This window comes from Spirosoma profusum, from assembly GCF_014699005.1.
GTDB lineage: Bacteria > Bacteroidota > Bacteroidia > Cytophagales > Spirosomataceae > Spirosoma > Spirosoma profusum.
Window position 1 is genome coordinate 188,625 of sequence record NZ_JACWZY010000004.1, and the last position, 16,395, is coordinate 205,019.

At 47.9% G+C, this 16,395-nt stretch carries 12 protein-coding genes; 3 read left to right on the top strand and 9 right to left on the bottom strand.

Annotation, left to right across the window (positions count from 1 at the left end; translation table 11 throughout):
- Positions 1-4: 4 nt before the first annotated feature.
- The 5 genes from IC229_RS07200 to IC229_RS07220 form a co-directional block, all read right to left on the bottom strand.
- Positions 5-2,605, bottom strand: coding sequence for a carbohydrate-binding domain-containing protein (locus tag IC229_RS07200; protein WP_190886269.1), 2,601 nt, complete (start codon positions 2,603-2,605; stop codon positions 5-7).
- 186 nt (positions 2,606-2,791) lie between these two features.
- On the bottom strand, positions 2,792-3,535 hold the full coding sequence (locus tag IC229_RS07205; RefSeq protein ID WP_190886270.1) for a collagen-like triple helix repeat-containing protein: 744 nt from the start codon (positions 3,533-3,535) through the stop codon (positions 2,792-2,794).
- Positions 3,536-3,785: 250 nt separating this feature from the next.
- The gene (locus IC229_RS07210; RefSeq protein WP_190886271.1) at positions 3,786-4,343 is read right to left on the bottom strand and encodes a hypothetical protein; all 558 of its coding nucleotides are present in this window, start codon (positions 4,341-4,343) and stop codon (positions 3,786-3,788) included.
- A 120-nt stretch (positions 4,344-4,463) separates the two neighbouring features.
- A complete protein-coding gene (locus IC229_RS07215; RefSeq protein WP_223833901.1) occupies positions 4,464-6,875 on the bottom strand; it encodes a TonB-dependent receptor in 2,412 nt (803 codons plus the stop codon).
- Between the two features lie 210 nt (positions 6,876-7,085).
- Positions 7,086-8,240: an SGNH/GDSL hydrolase family protein gene (locus IC229_RS07220; protein WP_190886272.1), complete on the bottom strand. Its 1,155-nt coding sequence runs from the start codon at positions 8,238-8,240 to the stop codon at positions 7,086-7,088.
- 426 nt (positions 8,241-8,666) lie between these two features.
- Between IC229_RS07220 and IC229_RS07225 the strand changes: the two genes are divergently transcribed.
- Entirely contained in the window at positions 8,667-9,086 is a 420-nt protein-coding gene (locus IC229_RS07225; protein WP_190886273.1) for a LytTR family DNA-binding domain-containing protein, read from the top strand.
- A gap of 237 nt (positions 9,087-9,323) precedes the next feature.
- Here the strand turns inward: IC229_RS07225 and IC229_RS07230 are convergent, their stop codons facing one another.
- Both IC229_RS07230 and IC229_RS07235 read right to left on the bottom strand, forming a co-directional pair.
- Positions 9,324-10,679, bottom strand: a complete 1,356-nt coding sequence (locus IC229_RS07230) for a sensor histidine kinase (protein WP_190886274.1) — start codon at positions 10,677-10,679, stop codon at positions 9,324-9,326.
- A gap of 97 nt (positions 10,680-10,776) precedes the next feature.
- Positions 10,777-11,448 carry a response regulator gene (locus IC229_RS07235; protein ID WP_190886275.1) on the bottom strand — a complete coding sequence of 224 codons (672 nt, stop codon included), beginning with the start codon at positions 11,446-11,448 and terminating at the stop codon, positions 10,777-10,779.
- A 162-nt stretch (positions 11,449-11,610) separates the two neighbouring features.
- On the opposite strand from IC229_RS07235, the gene IC229_RS07240 reads away from it, so the two are divergent.
- Together IC229_RS07240 and IC229_RS07245 are read left to right on the top strand one after the other, a co-directional pair.
- Positions 11,611-12,594 (top strand): helix-turn-helix transcriptional regulator, encoded by a 984-nt coding sequence (locus tag IC229_RS07240; protein ID WP_190886276.1) that lies wholly within the window; start codon positions 11,611-11,613, stop codon positions 12,592-12,594.
- Between the two features lie 103 nt (positions 12,595-12,697).
- Complete coding sequence (locus IC229_RS07245; RefSeq protein ID WP_190886277.1) at positions 12,698-13,129, top strand: SRPBCC family protein; 432 nt, start codon at positions 12,698-12,700, stop codon at positions 13,127-13,129.
- Between the two features lie 63 nt (positions 13,130-13,192).
- Here the strand turns inward: IC229_RS07245 and IC229_RS07250 are convergent, their stop codons facing one another.
- Positions 13,193-14,401 (bottom strand): acyl-CoA dehydrogenase family protein, encoded by a 1,209-nt coding sequence (locus IC229_RS07250; protein ID WP_190886278.1) that lies wholly within the window; start codon positions 14,399-14,401, stop codon positions 13,193-13,195.
- Positions 14,402-14,551: 150 nt separating this feature from the next.
- The gene (locus IC229_RS07255) at positions 14,552-16,384 is read right to left on the bottom strand and encodes a RagB/SusD family nutrient uptake outer membrane protein (protein ID WP_190886279.1); all 1,833 of its coding nucleotides are present in this window, start codon (positions 16,382-16,384) and stop codon (positions 14,552-14,554) included.
- Positions 16,385-16,395: the final 11 nt, after the last annotated feature.

Here is a 16,395-nt window from a genome sequence, read left to right on the forward strand (position 1 = left end):
ATTTTCAGAAAGAAATAGTATTAATGGTACTGCTAGCCGATGTTGTTGGGCTGGATTTTAAAGTTGCGCCCACATTTGAATAGGTCCCGCCTGTATACAATCCCCATCCAGAAGAATTTCCTACAAAACTGCCACCGGTATAACTTCCGCCAACGTATATTTTATAGGCTGCACCTTTGGCTAAGCCCGGATTAGAGATATGAAAGTATGCAGAAGAACTTTTAGGCTTAAATGTTCCTAAATCCTTCCCGGAAGCATCTTCGATATGAATCATCGAAGATGTGGCCACCTGAGCACTCGATTTGATAAACAAACCGACCTGCGCAGAAGCGGTTCCCATCGCTTTGGTCATATTATTACCGGGTTCTGCTCCAAATAAAACGCCACCATTAACCAGGAAATTACCGTTAACATCAATGTCTTCATTACCGTTTGAAATGACAATTCCGCCTTTTATAGTGAAATTACCATTACTATCTATGGCATCAGAACCGGTAACTATCAATACGCCACCGCTTACAATCAGACTACTATTATCGTTTGATTCCGTACCCCCGGAAACCGTGCCATAAGAGGTATTAATCCCATCATTTGAAGCCGTTAGGTTCGTTATACCACCATTTATAGTAATGAAGACTGACTCCATCCCTTCATACGATTTCGTTACGTTTATGGTGCCATCATTTACGGTTATCGACGCGTTGGACTTCAGGCCATCATCGGTTGCAGCGATGTTGAGTTCGCCATTGTTCATGACAAACGCCCCGTCGCTTTTAAAGCCTTTTGCTTCACTGTTTAGCGTACTGCTATACGTATACGTCGCTCCAGAAGCCGTAATATTGGTTACTCCGCCAGTAACGGTAGCCGTGCCATCAACAGTGATACCTTTTCCACCAATTCCGGTGCTGGTGATGGTTAAATTTCCGCCTTTAATGGCTAGATTTTTATCACAATTGATACCCGCCGGAGCCGCAATGTCCGTATCGGCCGCTACGTAGTACGCAGCGCCTGAAGTCGAAATCTTTATCGTTCCAGCGTTTAAGGTGAAGTCTCCGGATGTTTTAATTCCTTTTGCCCCTTTGCCACTTACAGCCAGGGTTATGGCATCGGCGGTACCAATAGTGGTGTAACTTTCACTCTTGAGAGCGTTCCCTTTATCGCCCGTTGTCGTTACGTTTATTTTTCCGCCTTTGATTAAAAGATAAGGTGTAATTGTGGCGTCCGTGCCTTCGTAGGATGCCGTTATGCCATCATCAACACTATTTACGGTTAGCGTACCACCGCTTATGGTGATATAGCCTTCTTCAGCCTCGATTCCGTTGCTGGATGCGGTAATCGTAACGGTTCCGTTATCCATCATGAAATAATCGTTGGCGTGAATGCCATCTTTTGTTGCCGACTTTACGTTGATCGTTGATTCACTCACGTAGATATAATCGTCGGCCACAATGCCATGCTTGTTATTTCCCGTTACGTTCAGCGTTCCGGCGCCCATAAAACTGAGTTGGCCTTCACTGAAAAAAGTCCCCTTCTGATCTTCGGAACTTGTGGCATAAGCCGCCCCATCGACCAACGTATTGGTGGTGCCACTCACTACGTTAATAGTTCCTTTTTTGCTGGATTGGCTATTGATGGCAGGTCCATTGCTGTTCGTCAGGCTCACTCCTTTCAGAGTAATATTATACTTGTATTCGCTGTAAATCTTGAAACTACCTTTTGTGGCTGTTCCCGATAAGGCGTAGACAATTTCTTTACTGGTATTTGTCGATTTTACCGTTACGTCAGCGCCACTAACGGACACACTTACACCTGCATCCTGAAACGCATTGTTTACGCTAGCCGTTGTTCCTGAGTAAACAATCACAACCGTATCCTTGGCCGCTGTAGCTGTGCCCGTTCCCGAAGGGGCGATTACTATGGTTACTGTGACGCTTTGACCGCCCAAACTTATATTGAACGTAGCAGTACCCGATGAAGTTGGCGTTCCAGAAATCGCATAAACTAACGTACTAGCCCCATTAGCGAGTGTTCCGGCTGATACAGTTGCGGTTAGTCCTTCAACTCCTGTTGAGGTAGCCATTGACATATCGTACGTACCGCCATTTCCGCCTGTGTATGCCAACGTAACAGAACTTGAATAAGCCACGCCGACGGTTCCACTGGCCGGCGTACTCGAAGCCACTAATGTTGACATACTGGCTTTAGACACAGCTACGGGCAGCGCCAACGTACAGGATTGTCCGCCTAAACTTATTAAAAAACTGGCTGTACCTGCTGCTGCAGGAGTACCGGTAATGACAAAACTGGCATCGCCATTTCCGCTGGACAAATTCCCTGCCGATAAAGTGGCGGTCAGGCCCGTTACTCCCGATGATGAAACTGGATTTCCTTCGGCATACGCCATGCCATTTCCGCCCGTATAAGATACTGTGGCTTTAGCGGTGTAAGACGCTCCACTCGTTGCAGATGCCGAAAATGTGGCAGAAGAGCAATTCAGGGATGTAATCGTTGGGGTATTCGTTACAATTTCGTCTGTCTTACACGAAAGAGAAATTAAAACAATTGTCAGCAGTATACTTAGTACTGAGAGGATTTTACTATTCATTCTATAAGTTACAATAGGGTGTCATTTATAGTACGAGAATAGTATATAGAATGTGGCACGAGCCGCCCAAAAAGAGGTGAATCGGGCGATTTTATCGGTTAATAAGAAATTCACATAAGCCAGAAAAGCAAAAAGGCCATCGGGAAATCCCGATGGCCTGTTAAGTTATGGTGGGAATGTAGAATCTTAATCGGGCAGGTTAAACGCTTGTTTTACCGATGCATAGTTGCTAAAATCAACCGCGCCACTACGTCCGCCCGGCGTGCTTCCGTTTACGATGACGATACGGTACTGAGGCAATGTTGTAAATAAAGCCCGGAAATCGGCTGCGGTTTTTCCAACAAACTCAGGAACGACTACACCAAGTGAGTTTGTCGTAAAGGCATGCACCGTAAACCGAAGGTAATTCACACCCAGATAGTCATGCGAGATTTCATAAAGGATGTAATCGTCTTCCAGATTGGTAGTACGTCCGGGGATTTTTACATGACCCAGTGCATTTTCCTGATGAATCAGCTCCTGTAACGTAATGGTTGAGCCGTTATTCAGCTTCCGGTTCACCTTGAAATAAATGTAAACCACTGACTTGTCAAGTATGTCTTTTGTCAACGTAGCATTCGCCGTGGTGTTATCGTTGCCGATATAGAAATCCTTGTTGTCAGGGTTACGGTAATAACTGCTGCTCAGATCAACCGTTTTCCAGGCTGTATACACTACGTTCGCATTACCCGTTGCACCAGTTGCACCAGCAACCCCACTAGCTCCAGCAGGGCCAGTAGCTCCGGCAGGGCCCGTTGCCCCAGTTGCTCCTGTCGGACCGGCAGGACCAGCTGGCCCCTGTGGCCCCTCAGGCCCTTTGCAGGAAAAAACAAGCATCAGCATTCCAGCCACTACACCCAGTGCCGTCTGCGAAAAAAGGGAATTAGGCATTTTCATCATGTTAAAAATGTTAATACGCCTTATTGAGACGTCCAACTTATCAATAGGTCATTTTTAACAAGTGAGTTCGGTTACATCTAAGTCAAAATCCCAAAGTTTTAGCAACAATCAAGTTGTTTAATATGTAAAAAAATATACCGGATATTAAGTGATGAGCGATAAACGATGAGTGATGATTGGGCTGACACGTCAGCAATAATCTTGCGCCAGCCCACTCATCAATCATCTTATTACTCTTTCACTACTGAATCACAACAGAAAAATCAGTATTCAAATCGTCGGTGCCGGGCGTTTGCGTACCGTTTTTAGCGCCCGGCTGATGCCGAAGGCGTACGTTGAGCTTTCCGGTGGCTACGGCATTGGTTTTCAGGTCGAATGTAAGGCCAACCGGGTAAGGGCCAGGCGACGGATTGGTGTCTTTATCAGTAATCGTAACCGTTAGCAACGTAGCAACCGAAGGCGTGTAAACCAGCAGGTGTTCGTTCTGCTCTGATTTAATTTCGGCACTTACATCGATCGTGGGCGTTTTCGTTTTGTTAACCAATTGAATAGTGCCCGAATACGTAGTGTTTGCCTTCAGAGTAAGCGTTGCTTTGCTGAAATCAGCGCTGGTGTTCAGATTTTCGATGGTTGCTGTAACCACTTCGCTGGCGTTGGCTTTGTTAACAAGCTGCAACGTAGCAGTGGTAATCGCTTCGTTGTCATCAGTGGGCGTTACGTTCTGTTCGTCTTTTTTACAGGCTCCCGCTAATACAGACATAGCTAAAACGGCCCAGAGCGATTGTTTGATGGATTTCATAACACTTGGATTATTGATTATGTGAATTAGGATTTGCGATGGGCAACGTAGCATCCTACCCCAGCCCTGATTTCAGGGGAGGAATTTTGCATGGAATACTACGTTGATTCCCGGCATAGGTCAACTACGCTGGCTGATTGAAAAAGGGAGTTTTACTTTCAGGCTGATGTTACGTCCCGGTTCATCGGCGAAGTAGCGGAAACGATTGAGGTAATCGCGGTATGCTACGTTCATCAGATTCGAGCCGGTAAGAATTACGTTCATGGTTTGTTTTCCGACCTGCGTTGTGAAACCGAACTCAGCCCCTACCAGAAAATAAGCAGGCGGTGGCGGGGCAAAATCGCCGGTGAAAATGAGCTGACCATTCTCCTGACGAGCCATTACTTCCGGGACTCGTCGTTGCTGTGCTACGTATAAGCCACTTACTGAAACATATAGGTTCGATAAACGTGTCTGATTGGTCGTATTCCAATCGTAACGCAGGCTGTTGTCGGAACGATTCGGCGGAATAAAAACGAGGTAATCGTTATCAGTCTGGTTACGGGCAAAGAGCAATGAATTTTTGGTCGTTATTGTCAGGCGATTGCTTAGTTTATAGGTCAGGCTGGCATCGATACCCCGGAACGTAGCACGCACCTGCGTATAACTGTAGGCAGGGAAAGCGCCCCGCTGTCGTATCAGCGGAACGGAATCAGGTTTTAGATAGATATAGTTGTGTATGAGGTTATTATACGCCCCAATTTCTCCACTGAGCCGTTTTCCAGCATAAGCCAGCACCAGATTGCCGTTATAAGCCTGCTCAGGTTTTAGGTTCGGATTCCCCCGTTCATAAGCGACCGCACTCTGGTGCAATCCATTCGAATACAAATCGGCTACGTTCGGTGCCCGCCAGGCGGTACTCAGGTTAGCCGTCAACGTTAAGTCATCGCGAATTTGATACGCTGCCCCCAACGAGCCATTAACATTTTGCCAGACATGCGTTGTGTTGTAGGGCTGTTTGGTAGCTTCGTCGAGGAAGTACGCCCGTAGCCATCGGTAATCGTAGCGAATTCCACCTTCGAGCGTCCAGGGGCCGATGGCGTAGCGTTCGATGGCAAACACACCGGCACCGTAGTTCCGAAAGTTGGGAATTAGAAACAGATATTGCCGCACATTTCCCTGCGTGATGCCATTGAAACCAGCACTCCCCGACCAGTTTCCATTTCTGGCTGTTTTTATCGTTCGATGCTCCCATACCAAATCAGCCGTATGCGTAATCAGTTGCAGGTATAACTCGGGATTGAGCGAGCCGCTGAACGACACAAAATCATACTCCCGTCGCGTATTCTGCTGCCGCGCAACTGTCGCGGTCAACGTACCACCGCCCTGGGAGTGCCAATACGTTCGCAACTTCAGTAATTCGTGCTGGACATCCTGATACGGGCGTTGGAGATCGTATGAAAATTCGGGCTGGCTAAGTGGTTCAGGGCGACCAATGGCGGTATACAAATCGGCTAGACTGCCGACCTGCGCCCCTGTAAACAAGCCCACTTTTGTATCGACCCGACTATAAAACAATTCGACACCCAGACTCTTGTGCTCGTAGTGAATATCGCCCGATACGTTGTTTTCGTGGTAGCTGGTATTTTCCAGAAAATAATGGGGCGTCTGAACGTAGCCAGAACGCTTTATGGTTCCCTGAATCCGCCAGCTCAGTCCAGCTAATTTCCGGCCAAAAGCGCCTTCCAGCAGTCCCGACGTAACGCCCATTCGCCCGTTGGTAGCGCCCACTACGTTCACTTCGCCCTGTATGCCCGGTTCAGAAGGCATAGCCCTGGGTTCAATTAAAATAACGCCCCCAATGGCATCGGAGCCAAATCGAATGCTGGCTGCCCCTTTGATAACCGTCAGTCGGGACGCCAGGAACTGATCGACCTGGGGCGCGTGTTCCGTTCCCCACTGCTGATCTTCCTGCCGAACGCCATTGTTAAGTACAATTATGCGGTTGCTGTAAAGCCCATGAATGACGGGTTTTGAAATACTGGGCCCTGTCTGAATGGAATACATTCCCGCCAGGGCTTTCAAACTCTCGCCCAGTGATTGCCCGCGCGTCTGGTCCAGCGCCGAGCCTGACAAACTAACCTGGTTCTGAAGGAGTTGCTGCGCTTCGGAGCGGTGTTCCGTTACGTTGACAGGATTCAGACTAATGCTCTCCGAAGTTAGTGTTACGTTACGTACCGAATCGGCGGGAAGCTGAATGCGCTGCACGAACGTAGTGAAACTAACGTAACGGTATTCAACGGTGTACCGACCGGGGCACAAGTACGTTAATTGGTACTGTCCAAGTGAGTCGGTAACGGTACCATGGCCTGTTTCGCGGATGAAAACGGTGGCTCCCGGCAGCGGTAGCTGTTCGACTCCGCTTGTAAGGATGCCTTTCAACGTAGCACCACAGCCAGGCTGCTGCGCCCTGACCGAGTGGCTTATCAGGATCATGCAGAGTGCTACGTATCGCAATGAATAAATACTCGATAAAAAATAGTGAAAACGCATTTGACGCCAGCAACGCATCTTCTGTAATTGGCGGTTTGATCTAGTCCGGCAAAAGGAGTAGCGAGCTTTCTGGAAGCAAAACTATATTTTTTGCAACATTGTTGCAATTTTATTGACACATAAAAGAAGTCAGCCCGATAATTTCGGACTGACTTCTTTACCGAGCGAATTGAGATTGGCTCACAGGAAGCCTTCAATACCTTTTTATTGTCACTTGTTTTGAACCACTACATGTCTGAATAGTGAATCGGATTGGATCAGTTTAAAAAGATTTTCGCCTACGCGCTGATTCACCAAAGCACTGGCATGACCATCGTTCTTCCCAACAACCCGTTCAGCGGGAGACAAATCGCCGATAAATTTACTAACCTCAAGCACGGGAATATTTTTCTCACGAAAAAAGTTGGCAACTGGCGCGGTGTATTCAGCCGATTTCTCTACGTTGTTCATAAACGGAAACATCACTACGTACAAAGGCGAATTGTACTTGTGAGCGTAATCAATAAACTGATTGAGCTCGGCAAGATGTGCCTTCGTGATGGCATCGGTGCCATAGGCTTTACGTGCGTAGTTATCAAACGGTTTAAAATTTCCGTGTGGAAATTGCCAATAGATAAAATTGAGCAGATACGATTTGCGGAAAAACGGCTGTACCACACGCGGAAGGTCGGTATAAGGTGCGAATGCCGCCGGAATAACACCATAATCGCGTGCTACCTTTTCGATATCATTGGGAAAATATTGAAGCACCAATACGTTGGGTTTCACTTTAAATTCAGCCAATCGTCGGAATTCGTCGCCTGTTTCGGAGCCCAGTCTACCCAGGTTGTACGTTACGTACTGCTTGCCCAGTTTATGCCCCAGAATATCGCCAAACCGCTGATCTACCGTCTCTATTCCGTGGCCGGCCGCAAATGAGTCGCCAACAACCAGCACTTTTTTCTTACCTGCTGTATCTGTACGTATTGAATCTCGGTAGTTATCAGGTGTCACTGGCTTCCAATGCCTTTCGAACCAGATGTGAGAAGCCAGGGTAAGCCCTCCCTCCTGGCTCTGTTCGATAAACATAAAAGCCATCTCCAGAGCGAACGTCAGCAGCACCAACGGCAGAAACAATGTAAGTACGTTGGTGACGATTTTCGGCGATTTAGGGTTCTTGACAATCCCGTAATAGTACAATCGGGTTAACTCAATGGCCAGTAAAATAAGCAGACTACATTTGATGAGTCTGACATAGATGTTATCAAGCAGAGTTTTGGTTGGGTAATCGAGGCTAACGCTAAAATGATCACCGAAATACAGCATGAATGTCAGGAAACCCAGCAGAACAAGCCGGATAGTTCCTGAAGTTAATTTGGCACGCATCAGAATTGTAATAGATTAAAAATGATTCAGAGTTGATTGAATACCGGATTGATTACGTATTAAATCCACTACGTGCCTCGGATGCAGGATGGGCGATATGATGAATGAGAAGTGGGAGAAATACCGGTTCGGTTGAATTTGTAAAGTGGGAAACCAAATGGCTGCGGATACGTACAATACCATATTTAAATTATGCTACGGTCGAAAAGAAGGCACCAAATTACTGGAAATCGTGCAATTTTTCGTCTTCCTAATTTTATATTTTATATCAAATCACCCATCCTTCATGGTAAATGCAGCTTTACTTTAGTAAACGGTCGATATCTAAACAGGTTACGATGGAAAAGCTGAAAACTTAATCGATCCCCCGAAATCTAAATCGTCGATTTGTTCGTATACAACATACCCGTAACAACTCGACGAACAATGACTTTTTATTTCGAACAGCCAGCAAAGCCGTCGGCTGAGTTACTTACTTTTCCGCCCATCCGTCTTGGCCGCGCACTTTTCCCCATTGCCGACCTGATTTATATTGAAGCCCAAGTCAGTTATTCCCAATTCTACTGGCTTGACGACCAGTCGTTTCAGTTGGGTCGCTCCCTAAAATACCATCACGACAAGTTGCCTTCTTTCTGGTTCATACGGATTCACCGCAACTACGTAGTGAATCGCCGGTTTGTTGAGCGGTTAGAAAGCAGAGACGACGGCTATTGGGCGCATCTTTCCACTGATCTTACACTGCCCATAGCCCGCCGTCGCTGGCACGACGTATGTGAGCAGATGATGGGCGAAGGTCCTGTAAGTACCAGGGCTTTACGAGCCATCTTTTACGCGCCCCAGAAGTAGGAAGTAGTCAGGAAATGCCAAAAGCAGACAGAATAGCTTATTCGGAGCGGATGCGACTGCCGTCCTGCAAATCAACCCGTTTCATGAGCCATTTGAATAGGCTTCCCACTGGCTGACGTATGCCACTTACGTAGCACGAATAGAGCTTATCTGCCACGTCAAGCCGAGCTTAATCTTTAGCTTTTTTGACTGGTGTCCATAACTGTTGTTGGCTCATTAAACGGGGTAAGGACATGATTACACCTGGCTGGGCAAGCTGATTGTAACCAGAGTACCCTGATTCAGAGTAGAGACGATCTGGATAACACCCTGATGCAGGTCGATAATTTTTTGCGTTACGGTCAGGCCGATGCCATAGCCAGGCACACCCTCTACGTTTTTTCCCCGGTAAAGCGGATCAAGTATGTGAACAGCATCAGCTTCGGCAATTCCTCGCCCCTGATCTGATACGTTCACGGTGATCTGTTCTCCCTTCGCCAGCAACTGTATCGAAACTGCTTCACTCGAATATTTACAGGCGTTATCCAGTACGTTCAGAAAAGCCGTCGTGAGTAACGTAGCATTCCCTTTCACCGTGAATGACTCTTCTTCACCTGTTTTAAATCGAAGTGGCAGGTTACGGCCCGGATATTTCGTCTGCACCTGGCTAATCGCGTTGAGGAGGCAATCATCTACCTGAATCGTGGTCAGCGAAACGGTTCCGTCCGTCACTTTGGCTAAGCCAAGCAAACCGTTCGTCAGGGCAATTACTTTTTTAAGTTCATCTACAGCAACTTCCATACTATCGCGCCAATCGGTCGGATTCTGATCGTAACGTAACGATGTTTCCAGCGTTCCCAACGTATTGGTAAGCGGAGTCCGTAGTTCGTGCGATGCGTGCGAGACAAAGCTACGTTGGGAAACGAACGCGTCTTCCAGCCGAAACAGCATCTGATTGAACGTCATGGCAAGTTGGGCAATTTCATCCCGGCGATTGCCTTCATTGACCCGCTTATGCAGGTGGGTGGCAGTAATCTGCTCCACTTCATCCACAATCTGGGAAATGGGCTTCAGCACCCGCCCGGAAAAATACCAGCCAGCCAGCACAATCAACGCAAACCCCAGCAGATTGGCCAGCAACAGGATTTGCTGCAACGTACCAAGTTTAGCCAGACCAATTCGATCGTAGCCCGAGGCAAAAATGTAAAACAATTGCCCCCGGTCGCGGTATGGTAACGAGATTGACTCAAGATGGCCACTTCTGAATTCCGACAGCGACGTAGTGTCGAGCAGCGGTATTTTTTCTTTGTAATATTCGGATTCTTTTAAGTTTCGGTTCGTAAATACCAGATTGTGTTGGTCATCATAAATACTGATCTGCTCTTCCACAATGGTGAGCAAATCGGTACGTACCATATTCTTAAAAAAGTCATCGTGCAGATGCCGTCGGGAAATCAGCACCCGCCCTGCCACGCGAGCTTTTGAGAGGAGTCGGCTGTAAAATTCTTCCTGCCGATACAGCGAATAAAAATACCACACCAGCAACGACAACGTAATCTGGATGGCCGTAGCCAACAGCGTGAAAATGAGAGTTATTCGATTTCGAATGAGCATGGTAAGAGATGTAGGATGTATACTATATGAAATATGCGCCACTACGTTCAGTACATCATCTATACATCATATATCCTATTTCATATATTGTACATATTCAGCCTTCCCGTAATACATACCCCATCCCCACCATGGTATGAAGCAATTTGGGAGAGAAGTCTTTGTCTATCTTCTTACGCAGGTAGCTGATATACACGTCGATTACGTTGGTATTACTGTCAAAATTCAGGTTCCAGACTCGTTCACTGATATCTACCCGCGAAATGATTTTTCCTCGGTTCAACATCAGATATTCCATCAGCGCATACTCACGAGTAGTCAGGTCAATACGTTTGCCAGCGCGTGTTACGGTTTGCGTACCCAGATTCAGTTCCAAATCAGCCAGCCGGAGAATCTGTGTATGTTTGGGGCTATTCCGGCGGGTCAACGCCCGGACACGTAGCAGTAGCTCCTGAAACTCAAACGGTTTAGCCAGATAATCGTCGGCTCCGGCGTTGAAACCATCGGACTTGTCGGCCAGACTATCCAGCGCGGTGAGCATCAGTACAGGAACGCCTTCATTTTCCGAGCGAATTATCTGACACAACTCAAACCCGTTCATTTGCGGCAGATTAACGTCCAGTATAATAATGTCATACGTATCCTGACGGAACAGTGACAAGCCAGTACGTCCATCATAAGCCACTTCGACTTCGTAGCCCTCGGCTGACATGCCTTTACGGATAAACGACGCCAACCGTTCTTCGTCTTCAACTAAAAGGAGTTTCATGGAAAAGCTGTTGATTCGTTGATACTTTTTTTGTCATGCTTCCTGCGTCAGCATGACAAAAAGAGCCTGTCTTGAAAGGCTCTTACCCCCTTTACGTAAAAAAAGGGATGCTTGTTCAACTCTACCGTTGTAATTTGCAGCGCGTCTTTCTTTATCCTGTTTATGAATCGCCTTGATCGCCTGACAGCTATTTTGATCCATCTGCAAACCAAACGGGTTGTTCGCGCCCAGGAACTAGCTAATCGCTTCAAAATCAGCCTACGAACGGTTTATCGGGATGTTCGTTCGCTCGAAGAAGCGGGCGTTCCCGTCGGCGCCGAAGCTGGACTAGGTTATTTCTTAACGGACTATCACTTACCACCCGTCATGTTCTCTACGGCCGAAGCCAGCGCCCTGCTGCTAGGCGGCAAGTTGATCGACCAGTGGGCCGATGAATCGGTACGTACCGAGTTCGAGTCGGCGCTTTTCAAGATAAAATCCGTATTGAAAAAAGTCGATCAGGAATATTTAGACAATCTCGACGCCCACATCAACGTAGCAAAACCCCGTTTTCTGCAACCTTATTCTGACGAATTATTGAGTCATATTCAGCACGCCATTGCCCAAAATCACGTACTGGAACTTCAATATCATTCGCTCTACAAAGACGCCGAAACCCAGCGCGAAGTTGAACCCGTTGGCCTGTATCATTACCGGATGAGCTGGCATCTGATTGCGTTTTGCCGAACACGCCAGGATTACCGCGATTTCCGCATCGACCGAATTCGCCAACTCACTGATACCCAACAAAGATTTACACGCCGGGAACGATTATCGCTTCAGGAATACCTCGACCGATTGGGTGTTGAAATGCCCGTTACCGACGTAGCAGTTACCCTTCCTAAGTCGATAAGTCGGCACATGCTGGGCGAAAAATACAGCTATGGTTTTCAGCGGGAAGATGACCTGGGCGATTCCGTTCGGGTGCATTTTCAGACGCCTTACGTCGAAGGAATCGCCCGCTGGCTCCTGATGTTCGGGAGTTCCGTAACCATCGAGCAACCCGATACGTTACGTAGCATCATGCGGCAACTGGCCAACGAAATTCAGGCGCACTATGGAATGAGCGAAAGAGCGGTTGCAAAGAGCGAAAGCGTGAAGGAGTGAAAGAGCGAAAGTACCTGCCGGATGGCTTTCGCTCTTTGGAAGCCTACTGACATACGGTTGTCAGTACGTTGCCCGAATTTTGACGTAGCAAAACTCTTTAATTATGCGTCACGATCTCATTGTATCTCAGTCCATCAACATCAACGCCAGCCCCAACAAAGTCTGGAACGTATTGACCAACCCGGTCCTCATCAGCGAATATCTGTACGGCACCGAAACAGTAACGGATTGGAAACCCGGCAGCGAAGTCATTTTTCAGGGTGAATATGCGCATCAGACGTATCGCGACAAAGGTGTCGTTCTGGAAAATGTTCCGAATCAGATACTTAGCTATAGCTACTGGAGTGGCTTCTCCGGAGCCGAAGACAAACCTGAAAATTACTCGACGATTACGTATACCCTAAAACCCATCGACGACAAGCAAACCGAGTTCACCTGGACGCAGCAAGGGTTCGCCACCGAAGACGGATACAACCATTCGCTGAATGGTATGGAAGCCCTGCTTAATCAGATAAAAGGAATTGCGGAGAGGTAGAATTTTAAAGAGCGAAAGAGCGATTAACTGCCGGATGGCTTCACTCTTTCACGCTTTCGGTCTTTATTTAAACGCCGGTATACCTGTAATCTCAGCCCCTAAAATTAAAAGTTGAATATCATGAGTGCCTTCGTAGGTACTGACTGATTCGAGGTTCATCAGGTGACGCATGATGGGGTATTCTCCCGAAATGCCCATTGCGCCCAGAATCTGGCGGGCTTCTCGTGCAATACGTAGCGCGATCTCGACATTGTTACGTTTGGCCATCGAAATCTGCGCATTTGTAGCTCGATCTTCGTTTTTCAATGTACCGAGTCGCCAGCAGAGCAGTTGAGCCTGCGTTATATCGGTCAGCATTTCGGCCAGTTTTTTCTGCACCAACTGAAAACTGGCGATGGGTTTATTGAACTGAATACGTTCGAGAGCATAGCGACGGGCTATTTCATAACACTCCATGGCGGCTCCAAGCGCCCCCCAGCAGATGCCGTAACGAGCCTGTTCCAGACATTTCAAGGCGCTTTTCAGACCAAACGCATTGGGCAGCAAATTCTTTTTGGGCACCTGCACATCCCTGAAAATCAGTTCACCCGTGCTGCTGGCACGTAGCGACCACTTGTTTTTGATTTCATTCGTAGTGAACCCTTCCATGCCTCGTTCAACAATCAGTGCCCTCACTTTGCCCTGATCGTTACGTGCCCATACAATGGCAATATCGGCGATGTTGGCGTTTGTAATCCAGAGTTTCGAACCGTTCAGTAGGTAGTAATCGCTACGTTCGATGAAGTTGGCTTCCATACCACCGGGGTCGGAGCCGTGATTGGGTTCAGTGAGGCCAAAACATCCCAGCAGTTCACCTTTTGCCAGTTTCGGTAGGTATTTTTTCTTCTGTTCCTCGCTGCCAAACGTAAAAATAGGAAACATCACCAGCGAACTTTGCACCGATACGCACGAGCGCATCCCTGAATCGCCCCGTTCGATTTCCTGCGTCATCAGCCCATACGAAATCTGGTCCAGCCCTCCCCCGCCATATTCAGTCGGAAGCGTCGACCCAAATACACCGATTTTCCCAAATTTTCGGACAATATGTTCCGGAAATTCGCCCCGTTGCGCATACTCTTCGGCAATGGGCGTAATCTCTCGTTTCACAAAATCGCGCACGGCTGACCGAACCAGTTTGTGTTCAGCCGTTAAAAGATCGTCAAGACAGTAGAAATCGGGCGATTCGAACAGGTCGGCCCTATTCCGGGGAGGGGTGAGAGATTGGGTTTGCATAGTAAAGACAACTCAAAATGGGTCAGCTTGTTGGTTCAAACGCCAAAAAATCACCCGTACGTCGCCATTTTTTACGTAGCGAAATACGGGTGAATAGATTGAACGACAAGATACGTTTTTTTGATTGCGATACGTGTCGCAAACGCCCTATTATTTAGGCAATTCGGTCAGAGCCGGTACGTTCAGTTCGTAGCCAGCGTACCCCTTGTTCTGATTGATCCGGCCTTTCGAATTTCCGTCGATGGCACTTTGTGGAATCGGCCACAATACGTGGTATGGGCTCAGTTTGTATTCATCGCCGTGCCGCGTAATTACGCCCTTGTTGTAGAAATTGCTCTTCTCCATGATGCGGTCATAGAAAAAGTTATTATCCGAAAAATTCGTCAGGCTGTAAGTTTTCCCGTTGTAAGCCGGTTTGCCCGTCTGCGCCAGAATGTAGGCGATACGTGTCAACTCGGTTTTGCGGGGTTCCTCAAAATATAGCTCACGGGCACGTTCGTCCAGAATGGTACCGATGTTGATTTTATCCGACGTCAGTGGACTACAACCCGCGCGGGTTCTCACCTGATTCAGATCGTTGGCGGCATTGGCTAAATCGCCTTTCCAGAAATAGGCTTCGGCACGTAGCAGATACGTTTCGGCCAATCGGAAAACGTACCAGTCCGTATGCCCACCCGTTGCCTGAACGCGCTCTGGATCAGGAATATACAGTTTGTAATGAGGCCAGTCGAACCAGCAACGTATCGTATCGATGGTGAGCAGGGCACCGGCGTCGGTACGTAGCTGAAGTTTTTTGCCGTAATACGTATCCTTCCCTTTGATGGCCGGATTGTTATATACTAAATCCTCCATACGCATCCAGTTGCCGGGCGCGTGACGCAAATCTTTCGGATCGTCCCAAACGCTATGCGTCGAATACCGGGTCGGCCGTACCCGACCAATACCCCGGCCAAATTGATTAACCTGGTCAATTTCAATGGCATACGTATCGATGGTCCCCCGGTTTCCGTTTGGCGTATTGATGTTATTGAACCAGAACGGTACGGTGTTACGCATCAACTGAATGCCTCCATCAGCATTGCCGTCAATCAATAGTCGGTCGATCACCATCATAATTCCTTCGCGGTTGGTTGGTATCGACTTGTTTTCCGGGCGGTGCAAATCCCAGATCACGTTCCTGGTTGCATCACCACCGGTAGCCCCAAAACGAGCTTTCATCAGGCTATGCGTTCCGCCGTCGATCACGTTACTAGCCGATTTGATCGCGTCGTCGAACAGGCCGAGCGCCAGGTTTATTTTCGTAAGCAGATGACTCACAGCGCCTTTGTTCACCGTTCCTTTGTCGGCATTGGCCGGAACCCACTTTTCGGCGAACTCCAGGTCTTCCTTCATTTTTTTCAGAATAACCTCCCGCTTGGTCGATTGATAATCCAGTTTTGGCTCGGTAGCTTCGTTCAGAATCAGTGGTACGTCGCCAAACTGGTTCGTGAGCCGATAGTAGCGGGCCGCGCGGTGGAAATAGGCCGATCCCAGAATTTCGTTACGTTCCTGCTCCGACTTGTATTTAGGCTGGTCGATACGTGAAATGGCCGTGTTTGCATACTTGATTCCCTTATAGCCTTCAGTCCAGTAGAAACCAATTTTGTTGTAATCGCCACTGTTGAGCTGCGCGGTTGGCGTAATCTGCAAATCCATATTCTGCGCCGGCCCCGATTTGTCAGTAGTTCCTTCCACAGCGATGTCAGAGAAAATAGCTTCCGTTACCATCGGTGGCGCGTCACCATACCATTCGATACGCATGTTCCGCTCGCAGGCAACCAACGTAGCACGCAATCCGGCGGCATCGTTGAAGCTGTTTTCGGGGGCAAAAAAGGACAGCGGTTTCGGTTCGAGCCAGGATTTATCGCAGCTTGTCAGCGTTGTTACCAGTAACAATGCGCTCAGGCGAAAACCCCGTTTTATATTGTTTTTATCTGTTTTCATGATGTTGATTA